Below are 17,184 nucleotides of genomic sequence, written 5' to 3'. Positions count from 1 at the left end.
TAAATTTAGAAGGGTGCTTGGCCCTAAGTACGCAAACCTTCACCCGCAGGTGTGGTTTCAAGTAAACGCAAGGACACCTAAGAACACCTTAACAGGCATTATTGCCTAAAGTTATATGCGCGGGCGAAATCACGTTACGCAGTAGCTTCTGCGTGGTAGGCTTGCAGAAGCGTAGCAATATCAAGCTTATCCATCTGGAGCATGGCCCGCATCACCCGGCCAGAAGTATCGGCGTTTTTGCCGTGCAGCAACTCGCCTAAGATGGCCGGGATAATCTGCCAGGATACCCCGAATTTATCTTGTAGCCAGCCACACCGATTGGTAGCCCCGCCCGCTGAAAGTTTCTCCCACAGGTCATCTACTTCTTCCTGGTCTTCACAGTGCACGAAGAGCGAAATAGCGGGCGTAAACGAGTAAGCCGGTCCGCCGTTCAGGGCCATAAATTCTTGGCCTTCCAACGTGAAACTACCGGTCATGACTTGTCCCTTCGGCCCCGGCCCAACCTCACCGTAACGGGAAATGAATTTGATGCGGGAGTTCCTGAAAATGGAGGTGTAGAAGTTCATGGCCTCTTCGGCGTTGCCGTTGAACCACAGAAACGGCGTGATTTTCTGGGTGTAGTTGGGTTTTATTTCCATGATGATCTAGAGAAGTGGTTGAGTAGTAAATCTACCTTTTCCATTGCTGGGAAAGAGGGTGCAAAAACGACAAATGACGGGGCGTTTGCGTCAAAAGAAAGGCAAGCTATAGCGATAATATGAATGAGGAAATATAACAAGTAAGGCAATCCATTATGCAGCGCACGTATTCCCTCCCCCTTGGAAGGGGGTAGGGGGATGACCAAGGCCGTTGAAGACCCGAAGGAAGCAGCTATGCAAAATCTACTATGGCCTTCTATGACGCGGATTTACTTCCGTGACTTACATAGCTTCCGCACCATAGATTCTGGAGGTACGCCATGATTAGCAGGAGGAATCATCCCCCTTCCAAGGGGTAGAGCCGTTAAGTTCTACTTTGGAGGCTTAAACTGCGGTAAAGTCCATTGCCTTTCTTGCAGAGTTTGAGGCTAACGCCTCACTGATTTGCAAACTTCAGCTCATTTTAGGTCCAAGTTGAAAACTTGAACCATATCAATTTTTAGAACTTAACGACCCTGCCTTCAAAGGGGGACGAAATGTGTGGTCTTTGAGCATTCTTCTGGGGCTTACTTCTGGGTGTAAGGTATGTAATTCTCCCAGTACCAGGGCGTGAAGGTGTCTTTGATGGCGTATTCCAGCAGTTCTTTGAAAATGCTCTCGGTGTTGTCGCTGTTGCCCATGAGCACAATGCCGGTACCAGTTTCTGGGAAGAGGATGGTGTAGTGCTGGAAGCCGTCGCCGTGCCCTTCTTTGAAGGCACCCGTGCCGTACGGTGATTGCAGAAGCACCCAACCCAAACCGTAGCTTAACTGAATGCCATCATTGGTGGTGGAATCGCGCAGGCGCAAAGGACCGAATTGCTGCACCGACTTAATCCTGATTTGCGGGGTGAACATGGCCTTGGTAGTAGCAGGTTTCAGGAGTTTGTTTTGCAGTACGGCCTGGGTGAACAGCGTATAATCCTGCAATGTGGTTTCCAGGGTGCTGGCAGCGCGAGCCTCGTTGTCTTTGTCTTTCTCATACGGTGTTCCGTTGGCCTGGTGCCCAAGGCTGTAGTCTTGCTCAAACCGGGGCTGCCAGGTGTACGATGAATTGGTCATGCCCGCCGGCCCAAACACCTTTTGCCGCATCATTTCCTCTAGTGGTTGGCCCAGCAGTTTTTCCAGCACCACTTGCAGGTACACGAGTCCTTCGCCCGAATAGCTGTATTTAAGTCCCGGTGTAAACTGGGCGCGCAGCTTCTCGTCTGGTAAGTCCCAGCGCCAGTTGGGAAAACCCGAGGTGTGGGTCAGGCACATGCGGGCGGTTATTTTCTGGTACAGCGTATCGGTTTTCAGGTCCTGGTAATGGTCGTGCCATTTGGTAGCAGGCGTGTAGGTGTAGATGGGTTGGGGAAGGTAGCTTTGCAGCGGTTTGTCCAAATCTAGTTTGCCTTCCTCTACCAGTTTCATCACCAGCACCGCAAACACCGCTTTGCTAAGTGAGGCGCCGTAGAGGTTGGTGGTAGGAGTAAGGGGTTCTTTGGTGCCCGTATTTTTATAACCGAAGGTTTTCTGGTACACCGGCTTGTTCTGGTTGAACACCGCCACAGCCAACCCGTGTACCTGCGCCGCCTGCATGAGTTGCTGAATCTTGGCGTCCAGCGCCACCGCCGTGATTTTGCTGTTATCCAGACGCGTAATGGTTTGCGCGCAAATAGACCAGGAAACTGAAAAAAGATAGAGGGAAAACAGGAAGGACTTTTTCATAGCAAAAGTGCGAAATACTACTCAATCTCCAGAATCTGTCATCTAGCTATGTCTTCATCCCTTGTTCAGCACATTGGTTAAAGGTGGTCCAGTTTACTTTTTTGAAAGTGAATGCGCCTTTGGCGATGGTAATAGAATCTTGTGGATTGCTTTCATTGTAAAGTGTGCCGGAAAAAGTACCTTCTATGCCAGTGCTGAAAGAAGTGGGAATGGGATAAAAGGCGTTTACTTCTACCTTGAAGTTGGCTTTGTCTGTTTTATTGATGTACCTGCTGGAAGGCGCACCGGGCTCATTCAGAGTGAACACCACAAAAGAACTAAAATCTTGTTTATAGGAGCCGGTAATAGGGTAGCTGCCCACTTTTTTGACATTCATGAATTGCAGCCGGAATACGTTCTCGCTTCGGTAATCGGCTACGGCTTTGAGGTCTCGGTAGGCCCAAATAGTATAAAACGGTTTATTCACGCCACCACTCCCCGTTAGCCCAGACCTGGAAACACTGAACGTCTGCATACAGTCGTCTTCTCCTATCTGGGCCGGTTGCCATCTCTGTTCATTTACTTGCATGCTAATAGCGTTGAGGGGCTTGATTATCTCCGCTGCCAGTGGTTCTTCTTTCTCGCAACCACTAAAGGAAATCCCCATGCTTACAAAGAAGGCGGAAGCGGCTAACTGTTTAGTTATTTTTATCATGAGACAGAACTTTGAGATTGCCTTCCCCTCTGTGCCACAGGAACCAAACCGGTAACTGCGGCATCACCTATCAGGAATCAAGTTAAAGTATATTTCAGATTTTCAAAAGGTTAAGGCTGAGGTGTTTTCAAAAATTAGCGGATTTCTATAAACCAAAGAAGCCAGAGAAATACCGTTTTAGGGCTCGTTTTAGAAAACCAGGGCAAGAACAGACCTTTCTTCTTGGTCAGAAATCACCTCCATACCTGAACACTTGCGGGGCAATGGCAGTATTTACTAGCGCGCGCTGGTCTTACCGGCGCAGCGTACCTTCTATCTTTTGCCTACATGCCTTATCAGCCTATAGAAAATTACGGAATCATTGGCGACCTGAACACCGTGGCCCTGGTAGGCCTGAACGGGTCTATAGATTTCATGTGCTTCCCCAATTTTGATTCGCCCAGCATCTTTGCCGCCCTGCTGGATGCTGCCAAAGGCGGAAGTTTCCAGATTGAGCCTCTTTTCAAAGAAAGGAAGACAAAACAGCTCTACCTGCCAGACACTAACGTGCTCCTGACGCGCTTTCTGTCAGAGGAAGGCGTGGGCGAGATCACGGATTTCATGCCGGTAGAAGAACTCTTCAACGGCAAGGAACTGGTGCGGCGGGTGGCCACTATCAGGGGAGAGGTGAAATACCGCCTCACGTGCCGCCCCCGGTTCAACTATGGCCAGAGCGAGCACACCGTAGAGCAGGTCTCAGACCATGAAATCCTGTTTACCTGTACAGACGAAGGCTCCATTATCCTGCGCCTGGTGAGCTCTGTGCCCCTGCAACTGGACGGGAACGATGTAGTAGCGGAGTTCACCTTAGGGCAGAGCCAGACCGCCGATTTCGTGCTGGAGCACGTAGACCAGGAACACGCCAAGGGTAGGGACTTTGAGGCTTTCGTGACGCAGAGTTTGTTTGAGACCGTGAACTACTGGAAAAACTGGATAGGCCAGTCTACCTACACCGGCCGCTGGCTGGACATGGTGAACCGCTCCGCGCTGCTTCTGAAACTGCTCACCTCGCATAAGTACGGGTCCATTGTGGCGGCGCCCACCTTCAGTCTGCCCGAGAACATTGGCGGGGGCCGAAACTTTGATTACCGTTTCACCTGGATCAGAGACGCCTCTTTCTCCATGTATGCCTTGATCAGGCTGGGGTACACCAAGGAAGCGGGCAACTTCATGCATTGGGTAGAAGCCGTTTGCCAGGGAATCAAAGCAGAGGACCGCTTGGGTATTATGTATTCCCTGGACGGAGAACGGCAGTTAGAAGAAAAAGAATTACCGCATCTGGAGGGCTACCGGAAGTCTTCGCCGGTGCGCATTGGCAATGATGCCTACGCCCAGTTGCAGCTGGACATTTACGGCGAGCTGCTGGACTCAGTATACCTCTCAGACAAGTACGGCGACCCAATTTCATATGATTTCTGGAAAAGCCTGGGAAAACACCTGGACTGGCTTACCCGCAACTGGAACCAACCCGACGAAGGCATTTGGGAGGTGCGGGGCGGCCGCAGGAAATTCCTGTACTCGCGGTTACTCTGTTGGGTAGCGTTTGACCGCGCCATCAGAATGGGCATGAAACGGTCTTTCCCCCTAAAGGAAGAATGGCGCATTGAGCGCGACAAAATCTACGAAAGCATCTTCACCGATTTCTGGGACGAGGAGAAGCAGGCGTTTATGCAGTACCCCGGCGCGCAGACCGTAGATGCGTCTACGCTGCTCATGCCGCTGGTGCGGTTCATCAGTCCCACAGACCCGCGCTGGCTTTCTACGCTCAAACGCATTGAAGAAGAACTGGTCTCAGACTCCTTGGTGTACCGCTACCGGCAAGATATGGCTGCGCCCGATGGTTTTGTGAGCCACGAGGGCACTTTCTCTATGTGTTCGTTCTGGTACGTAGAATGTCTGTCGCGGTCGGGGCAGGTGGAGAAAGCGCGGTTCTACTTTGAGAAGATGCTGGGCTACGCCAACCACCTGGGCTTGTACGCCGAGCAACTGGGTTTTCAGGGCGAGCATCTGGGCAATTTTCCGCAGGCGTTCACCCATTTAGGATTGATCAGTGCCGCCTATAACCTGGACCGGCAGCTAAATAAAAAACGAGCATAAGAGAGTTCCTCCCACTATAAACAAGAAGCACATGTCAACAAAGACCACACAAACCGTATTAGTGACTGGTGCCAGTTCCGGCATAGGCCAGGGAATTGCCATCGCCTTCGGGCAACAAGGGGCCAACGTCATCATCAATTACCACGGCGATGAGGAAAGTGCCCGCGAAACCTTGAAACAGGTAGAAGAGGGCGGCGGAAAAGGCATTATCTGCAAAGCAGATGTAGGCAACGAAGCAGACGTGACCCGCATGTTTCAGGAGGCGGTAGATACCTTCGGCACTGTAGATGTGCTGGTGAGCAACGCCGGAATCCAAAAGGACAACGCCTTCGCCGAAATGACGCTGGAGCAATGGAACAAGGTGATGACCACTAACCTGACCGGCTATTTCCTCTGCGCCCGCGAAGCCATCAAAATATTCGATAAAAAAGGCCAGGCCGGGCCCGAAGACAAAGCCAAAGGGAACATCATCTTCATGAGCTCGGTGCATGACATTATTCCCTGGGCCGGGCACGTGAACTACGCCTCGTCCAAAGGCGGTATTCTCATGCTCATGAAATCACTGGCCCTGGAAGTAGCCCCTAAGAAAATACGCGTCAACGGCATCTCGCCGGGGGCCATCGCCACAGACATCAACGCCGATGTGTGGCAGGACGAGGCAAAGAAAAAAGAACTCCTGAAACTGATTCCCTACCAACGCATAGGCCTCCCCGAGGACATCGCCAAAGTAGCCGTCTGGCTGGCCTCACCGGAGAGCGACTACATCACCGGCACCACCATTTACGTAGACGGCGGCATGACCCTGTACCCCGGTTTCGTGGATAATGGTTGATATTGTTTCATCGCTGATTTTTGGAAAGAAAGCCCAAAGCGCCTCATCAGATGTACTGGTGAGGCGCTTTGGGCTTTATGTGGTAAAGGAGGCTAAGGTCTGTTTGAAGACTATTTTTAACAAAGTAGGTTGAAAACGGACTTCTGAGCATCTAGGGTCTTGTCCCCTAACTCGTTCAGTTTCCCCGCCAAATCATACCAATATCAACTCAATTCTGCGTCTTTGAGTTAACCTGCACTATGGTGCGGAAGTTACTTCCGTGACTTGAGATTGCAGAAAGTCACGGAAGTAACTTCCGCGCCATAGTAGGCAGTCTCAAAATGCAGATTCTCCCCTTGAGGGGAGCGTAGAGGGGTGTTTACACAGGAGAGCTACTTCTGCTGATTACTATATTCTTCTATCCAATGGAAGATTTCATCCATTACATATCTGATGTTTCGCTTTACATCAATGTCTTGAAATCTGAGGAACCTGACACCGTATGCGTTCAGTTCCTGCTCCCTTCGTTGGTCATATTCCTCTTTGTCGTTATGACTATCACCATCTACTTCAATGGCTAATTGCAACTCATGGCTATAGAAATCTACAATGTAATTGAGCATGGGTACCTGCCGGTGGAACTGGAATCCCAATTTTCTATCCTTGATTTCCTTCCAGAGCAGCACCCCAGCCAGTGTGCTGTTTTTGCGGAGGTGCTTTGCTTTTTCCCGCAGGTCTGGCCGATATGGAATGATCCTGTTGGGCATCAGGAATGCTTACGGAATGCGTGACCGGTAGGTGTAAACACCCCTCTTCTGAGCTGCGCTCGCTGCCTCAAACTCTCGTTTGGGCAATCCTCAAGGGGAGAATCTAATTAAATAGGTGTCTTTAATTAAGTGGAGCCGTTTGATGAAGAGCCTGGGTTGAACGGCAGTAGCGCTGTTATACATGACTGCCGTTCGCCCACAGGTTCACTCTCAAAACCTATCTGAGTGGTCAACCTAACTACTTAGTTAGGATACACAATCTGGCCGTATTTGCCGTTGAAAAAATCGCGGTAGGCTTCGGCGATTTCGGCTTTGGAGTTCATCACGAAGGGACCTTCGGCCACGATGGGTTCCTGGTAGCGTTCGCCGCCGAAGAGAATGACGTCAATGGCCTCGGCAGACGGGTTGGTCAGTTCAATAGTGCCTTCTTTGCGGTCAAATTCCAGGAACTCGCCGGCGTGGTAGGGCGTGCCGTTGAGCACCGAGTTGCTTTCCAGTAAGAAGGCGGCGTACTCCAGGCCGGGCGTGGTGTCAAGGGAGAACGTTTGGCCTGCTTCCAGGTGCAGGTGGTAGATGAACTGCTCAGAGTAGCTCGGGATTTGGGAAGTCAATTCCTCGTAACTACCTGCAATCACTTTCACCCAGCCCCGGTTCTGGTCCAACTTTTTCTGCGGAACATCTTCGGCTTGGATGGCGAGGTATTCCGGGGCTTCGGCTTTGTTTTTGGCCGGAAGGTTCACCCAGAACTGCAGGCCGTGGGTGGTGCGGCTATCGTCCTGCGGGTCGGGGTTCAGGTTCTCGTCATGGATGACGCCGTTGCCCGCTTTCATCCACTGGATACCGCCCGAAGTGACTTTGGCGTGATGTCCGGCGCTGTCAAAATGCTCGTCTTCGCCCTGCAGCAAATACGTGAGCGTGGCGATGCCTCTGTGCGGGTGGGCACCGGTTCCGGTTTTCATGCGGGGCGCATCTGCGGCGTGGACTTTGGGCGCGATGTGGTCCAGGAACACGAAGGGACCCACGGCCTGGGCGTAGCGGTTAGGCACAATGCGGTAGATGGTTAAATCACCTATGTCGGCGCGTTGGCCTCTGGTGGAGAAACTCACTTCTTTTTTCATGGCTGTATCGTTTTAAGGGTGGTAGAAGGGCTTTTCTTTTCCCCTTCCGAACGATACAAAGGTGCGGCAAAGACCCGCCGCCCGACGATGATGTAGGATAAAATAAACCGTTGATAAATGTCAACAAACTGGAGTGGGGGCGGGGCGCGCGGACTTACAGCACCTGTTGCTTGCGGATGCGGCTCAGGGTTTCTTTGGTGATGCCCAGGTAAGAGGCAATGAGGTGCTGCGGGAAGCGCTGCAGAAACTCGGGGTAGCAGTCTACGAACTCTGCATAGCGTTTCTCAGCGGGGAAGCTGATAGCAGCGTTGATTCTGCGCTGGACGGCCATGGAATGCCGGTCATCCATCTGCCGGGCCATCTGGGTCATGGCGGGTACTTGCTGGTAGAGTTGCAGGAGGTCGGCTTTTTCAATGAGCAGGACCTCGGTGTCTTCCAAGGCATCAATGTTGTACAAAGAGGGCGTAAGCATGAGGTAGCTTTCCCGGTCGCCCACCCACCAGTTCTCTACCGCCAGCTGCACAATATGCTCGGTGCCCTTGTCATCTATGCTGTACTGCCGCATGGCCCCACGCACCACAAATCCCAGGTACCGGCAAATATCTCCCTCCTGTAACAGGTACTGCTTCTTCCGGAGCTTCTTCGGCTGGAAGGCGCGTTGAATCAAACCCTGCTCCTCCTCGGTGAGCGTGGTTTGGGTGTATTGGGTGATGTAAGCGAAGAGGGGAGAGTGCATGAGGAAATTGTGAGTGTTTACTTTTTTGGAGTATCTACTGCTGCTTAAATAAACTACTAATATACTATTTCTTAAAAGTTTTAATAATAATTAAACTGCTATGTACTATCCAAATTATTTGAATTTATAGAAGTAATTATATATTATAAATTACAGCTTTAAGGCCTAAAATTTTCAAAAGCCTGAATTGCGATTGCTTTTACTGAGTCGTTTTCAAGATAAGGTGAAAAGTGATTTTTAAAGTTAGTAGCATTTGCAATTAAATATTTTCTAAGCAATGTATGACTTAATGATACGTCGTTTGATTCTCTGTCAAGTTCTTTGTAGACTTCAATTAGAGCACTTCCTAATTTTTCGTTAGGAATATGATTCGTAGCGTTAAGGTCAAAGATTATTTTAATCTTTTGCTTCATGTTGTAACAAACTTCTTGTAGTCTGTTTGTTCTTAAGTCTTTTCTGTTTAGGTTACATATCTTTATAGTTTTGGAGCCACGTCCTTTATCGTCTTTTCCTAATATCGAAATACCATTTTTGTCCTTGCTAATTTCAAAAATTAAATATGCTTCAGGTTTCTTGTCGATTTCAGGATGAAGTAAATATGGCTCTTCATCAATCAATGGTGTTTTATGTGCGTGGCATTTATCTTGGTCTAGTTTAGTCGGATTGAATGAAGGATTGGTTACCCTCTTAGATTCATTCATGATGGGGAATTGAGTTCCCTTGCCTCCTTCAGTGTTGCAATACCTGCAAGATGGTACTAAGTTCGACCAAGTATAACATAACCAATAGTATCCTTCATGATCTTTAACTTCTGCAACTCCACTCTTTGGTCTGTAGTGCTCAATTTCTGCCTTGCATGTTTGCTCACAGTAAGCACACTTTCCTATGTAGTACTTATTCAAGAAGTCTCTAACCTGAGATTGACTTCTTCCTTCGGTATCTTTATATTGACCCTTGTAAATTGTGTCTTTTATTTTAGTTGCCCCATCTCTATTAGCTATTTTTTCTATATCTATTTTAGCGTTATCAGTAATTAAAGATGGCGGGATATCAGCTAAGTCTTTTATTACGTATCTCATTTTATTATTTATTTCTTAGAAGATTTAAAATGGCATCAGTTGTTTCTTTGCTTAAATGTTGTTGTATCCTTTTGTTTTGTTCTTCATTTTGAGTCAATTCATTATAGGTTGTTTCAACTCTGATAAAATCCTCACTATTTTTAGTTTCTGAAAAAATATTATTAAAGCCAAAAATAGGTGAGGTTAAAATTGTGTTTGGAAGTAAGTTTGGGAAATCAATTATCTCATCTAACCTTTCCAATGTTACCCCTTCTTTTTTACTTCTATTCACTTTTAGTATTATAGAGTTCTTTTCAGCTGCAAGTAAGGGGATTGGGCTATGGGTACTGATGATGAACTGTATTTTAGGAAACACAGTAGAAAGAGTAATTGGGAGCTCTCGTTGTAAAACAGGATGTAAGTGGTTCTCAATTTCATCGATGAGAACAATGCCGTAGAATTCGTGGTAAGGAATATTCGAATGAACTTTCTTGAACCTTAGATATATATCTATTACGATGTTAATGATGCTTCTAAATCCAGCAGCAAGTTTATCAAGAGGTAAAGCTTCTAATTTGTCGCCGTTTGTAAGAGTTTCAACAAATAAGACTTGTCTTTGCTTTACTTTAATTTCTGAGATTCTATTCTTTGTAACCGTCTTTATTAAAGTTTCTAGTTCAGTGTAAGTGTTTTTATCTGAGTAGTTGCTTGCGAATAATTCATAATTGATGTTTTTTAATAAAGTGTCATTTTCAAATAGGCTCAGAACATGATTCTTGCTTTTGTTATCCATGTTTTCTGAGGTATTTGACTGTATATTTAACCTTGCTGGTCCATATCCTATTACAAATTGACCGTAGTCATAAGATTCATTTTGGCTTAACGCTCCCTTCGTTCTAATAGGGAAGGCTTTCTCATTTCTGGAAGCTATTTCTAAACTAACTCTGCTTTTATTTTCCAGAAATTTTTCTAATTCAGGGTCATTACTTGAGCCTAGTGCTATAGCTTGCAGTATGGTTGTTTTGCCATATCCATTTTCTCCGGTAATGAATACCCATCTTGCATCCGGCCTTAAATCATTAACACCAGTGCTTTTTATACCTTGAAAGTTTTCTATTGAAATTCCTAATAATGAAAATGGTAGTTTTTTGGAAGTATAAAAAGCTTGTTGCTTTTCGTATTTCTCAGAATTAAGTAGGTCTCTTTCCTTTTTTACCCTTGATATCATTGTATCAAAGTCCTTTGATGTGATAAAGCCAAAGCGTGAAACAAACTCTTCAAAATCAATTAATGGATTGTTATCGATATGATCGTCAATCCATCGTTTGTCTCTAATTAAAAAAGTTTCCAATTCTTTTTGCCAATCTTGGTGTTTGTTTGAGAGTTGCTTAATCCATATTTTGCTGCTTTTGTTTTGAATGTATGGGGTATTGTTATTGTTGTTTATTGTAGTTAGTAGCTGGTTAAAATATTCATACTTAGAGTCAGAGTCTTTAGAGACAACAACTATGCGGCATCCAAGCTTTTCATTTATTTCAAAATATATATTGGGAGTCTTGTGATATGAATCTCCGCCCGACCAAAACGATACACACAAATAGGACTCATTTCCTGGGAACCAAAATCCTTTCTTAAAGCGGTCATCTTTGACGCTTCTCATGTAAAAGTAAGGATTTATTTCATTGTTGTTTATTCTGCTTTCTTCACTCCATGAATTTAGGAGAATAAAAACATTTTCATGGATGTATTGGATGTTTTTCATTTTAAATGTATTGATCTAAAGCTTTGTTCAACGAATACTAAGTTCTGTTTCAATTTAAAAAATTTTTTCTGTTTACGTAATTCACTCTTTAATAAACCAATTGAGGTATTGTGCTCGGTAATATGACCATTGATTCAATAGTTGTGTTTTATCTTATGTATAATAAGATTTATATGATAGGTATTCATCTTGCCATTTCCTTATGTTTCTATTACTAAATGTACAGCTGATAGTTTAAGATAGTATATAAACGTAATAGAATTACTTGATTTGTGGATTACTAATATTCAAAACAGAGTTTCTTTCAGCTTCATACTGCTTTTGTTTTCACCTATAACTGTCTACCATGTGAGTGCCGGGCTCTGCCATCAGGGCCGGAGGCTTCGCTTTGGGAGTAGGACAGAGACCGGATGCCCACAGGCAGGTTCACGTAGTGCTTAGACACGGCGTGTGTGCCGTAAGAAGAATTGGGTTTAGAGTTGACCACCAGCAGCAATTGTCTAATGCCAGAATATTATCAACCAAGTTAGAGGCGTAAGACCTTATCATTGTTTAAATCAACAAGGTAGATAAGCACGTTGGGTTTATAGTTGGTCTGTATCCTCTCCTAACAGTTTTTCAAGCTCCGCTGAAAGCAAAGCTTTGTCGGGCAGGTACAATTGGTATTTGCTTACAAAAAGCTGGTTGCTGATGTTTTCGGTGGCGTATTCTACTAAGATGTGGTCTTTGTAAGCGCCTAATACAATCCCGATGGGTGGATTGTCACCTTCCACATTTTCTTCTTTGGCGAAGTAGTTCAAGTACAGGTTCATTTGCCCAATGTCATTATGTTCTATTTCGCCGCGCTTCAGGTCAATCAACACAAAACATTTAAGAATGCGGTGGTAAAAAACCAGGTCCACAAAGAAATGCCGGTTAGCCAGACTGATTTTATACTGGCGGCCAATAAAAGCAAAGCCTTTGCCCAACTCCAACAGAAACTCCTCTAAATTCCGGATCAGTTTTTCTTCCAGTTCGCCTTCTTTGTACTGGTATTGCTGCGGGATGCCTAGAAATTCAAAAACATATGGATCTTTGATGATGTCAGCTGGCTTCTGCATATCGGTTCCCTGTTCTGCTATTTGCAAGATGCCTGCTTTGTCTTTGCTTAAAGTTAACCTGTGAAAGAGCATGCTTTTCATTTGGCGTTTCAGTTCGCGCACGCTCCAGTTTTCCTTTTCGCATTGCTTGGCATAAAAGCTGATTTCAAGGTCATTGTCAGCTTTCAGAATCTCATAATAGTGTCCCCATCCCAATTGGTGGGACAGTGTCCCACTATTTTGAAAAGCTTGGTAGAGCTTTCGCATATAGAAGAGATTAGAGCGGCCAAAACCCTTTCCATAGCTTAAGGTCAGATCTTTTGATAACCGGACTAATAGCTCAGAACCGTATTCAGCTTTTGCTTTTCCGCCCTGCTCAAACTCTACAATGTGTTTGCCAATCTGCCAATAGGTCTGCACCAGAATGGTATTGATGGCTCGTCCCGCCTGGGCACGCCCCGCCTCAAGCAACTCGCCAATTTGCTTGATCAATCCATTGTATGGTTGTACTTCTTTCATGCAGCTTCTTCGCCCAGTTTTAGAAAGTGACTAAGCGGAAGGGTTCATTTACCGGCTCATCAATCCGCTAGTTGACTAGCAAGTTACATCTTCCATTCAGGCTTAGAAATATCTCCTTTTTATGCCGTTATTTATAAACTAGGTAGAAAGCAGAGGCAAGCCTGTCAGGCCTCTTAAATTCATTTTAAAGCTTAAGAAGTGCTGGGATTTCAGGTTAACTGAATTTTATTCCTGAGCCACCGGTTTTCAGTAGTTAGATTTCTACTAAACGGGAAGCACTTACTGTTTGTGAGATAAGTAGATTTGAAGGCCTACGTTTAGGTTGATGCCATCAAAGTTGCTATACTCAAAAGAGCCCATTGGCAGTTTGGAGTCGTCATAACTTACAAGCGCCTCCAAGCCAACATGCTCATTTAGAAAGTGTACTACCCCTGCACCTATACCATAGCTAAAAAAGTTTGATTTTTCAGAGCTGGAAAAAAGGGCATCTTCATATTCATACTTCTGGCGAGTGTACCCTACTCTTCCTTCCAGCAAAAAGCGGGTAGCGGAGGAGCCAAAATAGCCTCTCACAAATGGGGTGATACCTACTGAAGTGCTGCTGAAGTTATCTGAAAAGGCATAAAATAGGGGGACAGCTGTTCCAAGAGCCACGTTGTTTGCCGCAAAAAAGCCAACACGGGGAGTTACAACTACAAAAGAACTAGCTCCATCTTCATCATTGGTATTAATGTGGAAGGTACCAGCACCGCCAATAAGTTTTGCTCCTTTTTCAGTTTGAGCCATCGCTGATGCACCAATGCAAGTCAATAAAATGAGGGTAAAGAATAGTTTTTTCATGTAGGTTTTTATGGTTGATTATATATCGATTTGATAATTGAGTCCGGTGCGTTTTGCGGTATGGGTAAAGCACTATATTTAGAATGGAAGATAGAGGAGTTTCTCTGTTTTACCAACCCGGTCCGGTGAGTTTACCGGCAATTGAATTAGAGAAGGCGGTACGCCTTTACATACAAGTCTCACGGTTTAGTCATGACGGTAAGGGCATGTCGTTCGTCTTTAGAGACAGACCACTATTGACTGCATTCAGCTCAAGCTTTCTCCACCCACCTCAGGGAGACCTTCTGTTTAAGAGCCAATTTAAAAGAATTAGACCCAAAGCAGAAGAAGCAGACTTTTTACTCTTCTGCAAGAAATGACTCTGGTAAAAGGCATAACCACGCTTGAAACTTGCCGCTTTTCCACGGAAATGTTAACTATTTTCCCCAATTTAGACCGCACAACCACTTTTTGCCCCATTTCATGAAAAAAGTCTATGTTTTACTCTCTTTATGTGCCATCGTTGGCATGGCTGCCTTCACTATGGGCAAAGAAGAGAAATATGCCTACCCCTTCCAAGATCCCTCGCTCACCATTGAGTCCCGCGTGAACGACCTGGTGTCTCGCCTTACCTTAGAGGAAAAGGTGGCCCAGATGCTGAACGCCGCTCCGGCTATTGACCGTCTGGGAATTCCCAGCTATGACTGGTGGAACGAGGTGCTGCACGGCGTGGCACGTACGCCTTATAAAGTGACCGTTTATCCGCAGGCCATCGGCATGGCCGCTACCTTTGACACCACCTCTTTGCAGCAAATGGCCGATTTCTCAGCCCTGGAAGGCCGCGCCATTTACAACAAAGCCATCGCTGATGGTAAATCTGGGCAGCGCTATGTGGGCCTCACGTACTGGACACCTAACATCAACATCTTCCGGGACCCACGCTGGGGCCGCGGGCAGGAAACCTACGGCGAAGACCCCTTCCTGACCGCCATGCTGGGCCGCGCGTTCGTGCGTGGGTTACAGGGCGATGACCCCAAATACCTGAAAGCGGCCGCCTGCGCCAAGCACTACGCCGTACACAGCGGCCCTGAGCCGGAGCGCCACGTGTTCAACGCCACCGCTACGCCCTATGACCTGTGGGATACCTATCTGCCCGCCTTCCAGGAACTGGTGGTAAACGCCGATGTAGCGGGTGTCATGTGCGCCTACAACGCCTACAAAGGCCAGCCCTGCTGCGGCAGCGATGAACTCATGACCGACATCCTGCGGAACCAGTGGCAGTTCACCGGCTACGTGACCTCAGACTGCTGGGCCATTGATGACTTCTTCAAGAACCATAAGACTCACCCAGACGCTGCCTCGGCCTCAGCCGATGCCGTAATGCACGGCACTGACATTGACTGCGGAACTGATGCCTACAAAGCCCTGGTGCAAGCCGTGAAGCAAGGCAAAATTACCGAGCGCATGATTGACGTCTCAGTGAAGCGTCTGTTCACCATCCGGTTCCGTTTGGGCATGTTTGACCCCGTGGCTATGGTGAAATACGCGCAGACCAAGACAGACGTACTGGAAAGTGCGCCGCACAAAGCCCATTCGCTTAAGATGGCGCGGCAATCCATGGTACTCCTGAAAAACGACAAGAACACCCTGCCGCTTAAAAAGAACCTGAAGAAGATTGCCGTTATCGGACCGAATGCTGACAACCCGATTGCGGTGCTGGGGAACTACAACGGGTTGCCGTCTGAGATTGTGACGGCCCTGCAAGGCATCAAAAACAAAGTGGGCGCGGGTACCGAGGTGGTCTATGAACGCGCCTCCACCTTCACCAAAGACACGCTGCTGGTGTACACCAACATCGCGCCGCAACTGAGCTTTGAAGGCAAGCCCGGCGTAAAAGCCGAATACTTCAACAATATGGAGCTGAAAGGCCAACCCGTAGCTACCCGTCAGGAAGCTGGGGTGAACAACTTCTGGCAAGAGGGCGAAACCGTGGTAGGCAACATGAAAGCCTATAACTTCTCGGCCCGTTACACCACAGATTATACGGCTACCGCTACCGGCTCCATCACCCTGGAGGTAGAAGGCGATGACGGCTACCGCTTATTGGTAGACGGCAAAGAGCAACTGAACGCCTGGACTCGCAACCGTTGGGGCGCGAAAAGCTACAAACTGCCCACCAAAGCCGGTCAGAAATACCGCCTGGTGGTGGAATACAACCAGGACGGCGGCAAAGCCTCCATCCAACTACGGGCCGGTAACTTCGCCAAGTCTGACTTCAAAGCCATTGCCAACCGCGTGAAAGACGCCGATGCCATCATCTACGTGGGCGGTATCTCGCCACAGTTGGAAGGCGAGGAAATGAAAGTAGACGAGCCCGGCTTCAACGGCGGCGACCGTACGTCCATCTTACTGCCCAAAGTACAGACCGATTTGATGAAGACCTTGAAAGCTACCGGCAAACCGGTGGTGTTTGTGATGATGACGGGTAGCGCCATTGCCATGCCATGGGAAGCCCAGAACATTCCGGCTATTGTGAACGCCTGGTACGCGGGTCAGTCAGCGGGTACGGCTATTGCCGATGTGCTGTTTGGCGACTACAACCCGGCGGGCCGTTTACCGGTTACTTTCTACAAAAGTGACCAAGACCTGCCTGCCTTCGGCGATTATTCCATGGAAAACCGCACGTACCGCTATTTCAAAGGCCAGCCGCAGTACGGCTTCGGGCACGGCCTGAGCTACACCACCTTCACGTATGACAAACTGGATCTGCCTAAAAACAGCGTGGTGAACAGCCCCGTGCAGGTGAGCGTACGCGTGACGAACTCCGGCAAAATGGACGGCGACGAAGTGGTGCAGTTGTACCTCACGCGCCAGCAGGCCGGATTTAAAACACCAGTCAGAGCCCTGAAAGGTTTTGAGCGCATTTCCCTGAAACGCGGCGAAAGCAAAGTGGTGACCTTCACCCTTCGTCCCCAAGACCTGCATTTGATTGCCGAGGACGGTACCGCCAAGCACGTCCCGGGTAACGTGACCATCAGCGTAGGTGGGGGCCAGCCAGATGCCGCTACGAAGAAAAGCAAGAAGACCGTAGAAGGAACGCTGGCTTTGAAGTAAGAATACACTCCGTTTCGGGCCTGTTTTCCAGAAACGAGCCCGAAACAAGAAAGCCCTCCTGCCGGTGACATTTGGCAGGAGGGCTTTTTATTGGCCTACAATTTTTATTGGCCTACTATAGTATATTATGGCGCGGAAGTTACTTCCGTGCCTCTCAGGATTACGCTAAAAGCAAGTCACGGAAG

The 17,184-nt window shown here is 47.5% G+C and carries 13 protein-coding genes; 3 read left to right on the top strand and 10 right to left on the bottom strand.

What is annotated here, in order from left to right; all coding sequences use genetic code 11:
- Positions 1-134 precede the first annotated feature (134 nt).
- The 3 genes from ACY0JR_RS04230 to ACY0JR_RS04220 form a co-directional block, all read right to left on the bottom strand.
- Positions 135-638 carry a VOC family protein gene (locus ACY0JR_RS04230; protein ID WP_462632647.1) on the bottom strand — a complete coding sequence of 168 codons (504 nt, stop codon included), beginning with the start codon at positions 636-638 and terminating at the stop codon, positions 135-137.
- Between the two features lie 566 nt (positions 639-1,204).
- Entirely contained in the window at positions 1,205-2,386 is a 1,182-nt protein-coding gene (locus tag ACY0JR_RS04225) for a serine hydrolase domain-containing protein (RefSeq protein WP_462632646.1), read from the bottom strand.
- A gap of 46 nt (positions 2,387-2,432) precedes the next feature.
- Positions 2,433-3,080, bottom strand: a complete 648-nt coding sequence (locus tag ACY0JR_RS04220; RefSeq protein WP_462632645.1) for a DUF5025 domain-containing protein — start codon at positions 3,078-3,080, stop codon at positions 2,433-2,435.
- 327 nt (positions 3,081-3,407) lie between these two features.
- Between ACY0JR_RS04220 and ACY0JR_RS04215 the strand changes: the two genes are divergently transcribed.
- Positions 3,408-5,216, top strand: a complete 1,809-nt coding sequence (locus tag ACY0JR_RS04215; RefSeq protein WP_462632644.1) for a glycoside hydrolase family 15 protein — start codon at positions 3,408-3,410, stop codon at positions 5,214-5,216.
- 31 nt (positions 5,217-5,247) lie between these two features.
- Complete coding sequence (locus ACY0JR_RS04210) at positions 5,248-6,048, top strand: SDR family oxidoreductase (protein WP_462632643.1); 801 nt, start codon at positions 5,248-5,250, stop codon at positions 6,046-6,048.
- A 371-nt stretch (positions 6,049-6,419) separates the two neighbouring features.
- On the opposite strand, the gene ACY0JR_RS04205 is transcribed toward ACY0JR_RS04210, so the two are convergent.
- The 7 genes from ACY0JR_RS04205 to ACY0JR_RS04175 all read right to left on the bottom strand — a co-directional run bounded on the left by ACY0JR_RS04205 (position 6,420) and on the right by ACY0JR_RS04175 (position 13,906).
- Positions 6,420-6,794, bottom strand: a complete 375-nt coding sequence (locus ACY0JR_RS04205; protein ID WP_462632642.1) for an endonuclease domain-containing protein — start codon at positions 6,792-6,794, stop codon at positions 6,420-6,422.
- A gap of 242 nt (positions 6,795-7,036) precedes the next feature.
- On the bottom strand, positions 7,037-7,912 hold the full coding sequence (locus ACY0JR_RS04200; protein ID WP_462632641.1) for a pirin family protein: 876 nt from the start codon (positions 7,910-7,912) through the stop codon (positions 7,037-7,039).
- Positions 7,913-8,066: 154 nt separating this feature from the next.
- The gene (locus ACY0JR_RS04195; RefSeq protein WP_462632640.1) at positions 8,067-8,648 is read right to left on the bottom strand and encodes a Crp/Fnr family transcriptional regulator; all 582 of its coding nucleotides are present in this window, start codon (positions 8,646-8,648) and stop codon (positions 8,067-8,069) included.
- A gap of 158 nt (positions 8,649-8,806) precedes the next feature.
- Complete coding sequence (locus tag ACY0JR_RS04190) at positions 8,807-9,727, bottom strand: HNH endonuclease family protein (protein WP_462632639.1); 921 nt, start codon at positions 9,725-9,727, stop codon at positions 8,807-8,809.
- Positions 9,728-9,731: 4 nt separating this feature from the next.
- A complete protein-coding gene (locus ACY0JR_RS04185; protein ID WP_462632638.1) occupies positions 9,732-11,468 on the bottom strand; it encodes an AAA family ATPase in 1,737 nt (578 codons plus the stop codon).
- Between the two features lie 584 nt (positions 11,469-12,052).
- On the bottom strand, positions 12,053-13,066 hold the full coding sequence (locus ACY0JR_RS04180; protein WP_462632637.1) for a PDDEXK nuclease domain-containing protein: 1,014 nt from the start codon (positions 13,064-13,066) through the stop codon (positions 12,053-12,055).
- A gap of 279 nt (positions 13,067-13,345) precedes the next feature.
- Positions 13,346-13,906 (bottom strand): outer membrane beta-barrel protein, encoded by a 561-nt coding sequence (locus tag ACY0JR_RS04175; RefSeq protein ID WP_462632636.1) that lies wholly within the window; start codon positions 13,904-13,906, stop codon positions 13,346-13,348.
- A 462-nt stretch (positions 13,907-14,368) separates the two neighbouring features.
- On the opposite strand from ACY0JR_RS04175, the gene ACY0JR_RS04170 reads away from it, so the two are divergent.
- Positions 14,369-16,999 (top strand): glycoside hydrolase family 3 C-terminal domain-containing protein, encoded by a 2,631-nt coding sequence (locus ACY0JR_RS04170; RefSeq protein ID WP_462632634.1) that lies wholly within the window; start codon positions 14,369-14,371, stop codon positions 16,997-16,999.
- Positions 17,000-17,184 lie beyond the last annotated feature (185 nt).

It is taken from the genome of Rufibacter sp. JT3400010, assembly GCF_054956755.1.
This window is presented reverse-complemented; position numbering and strand designations above follow the sequence as displayed.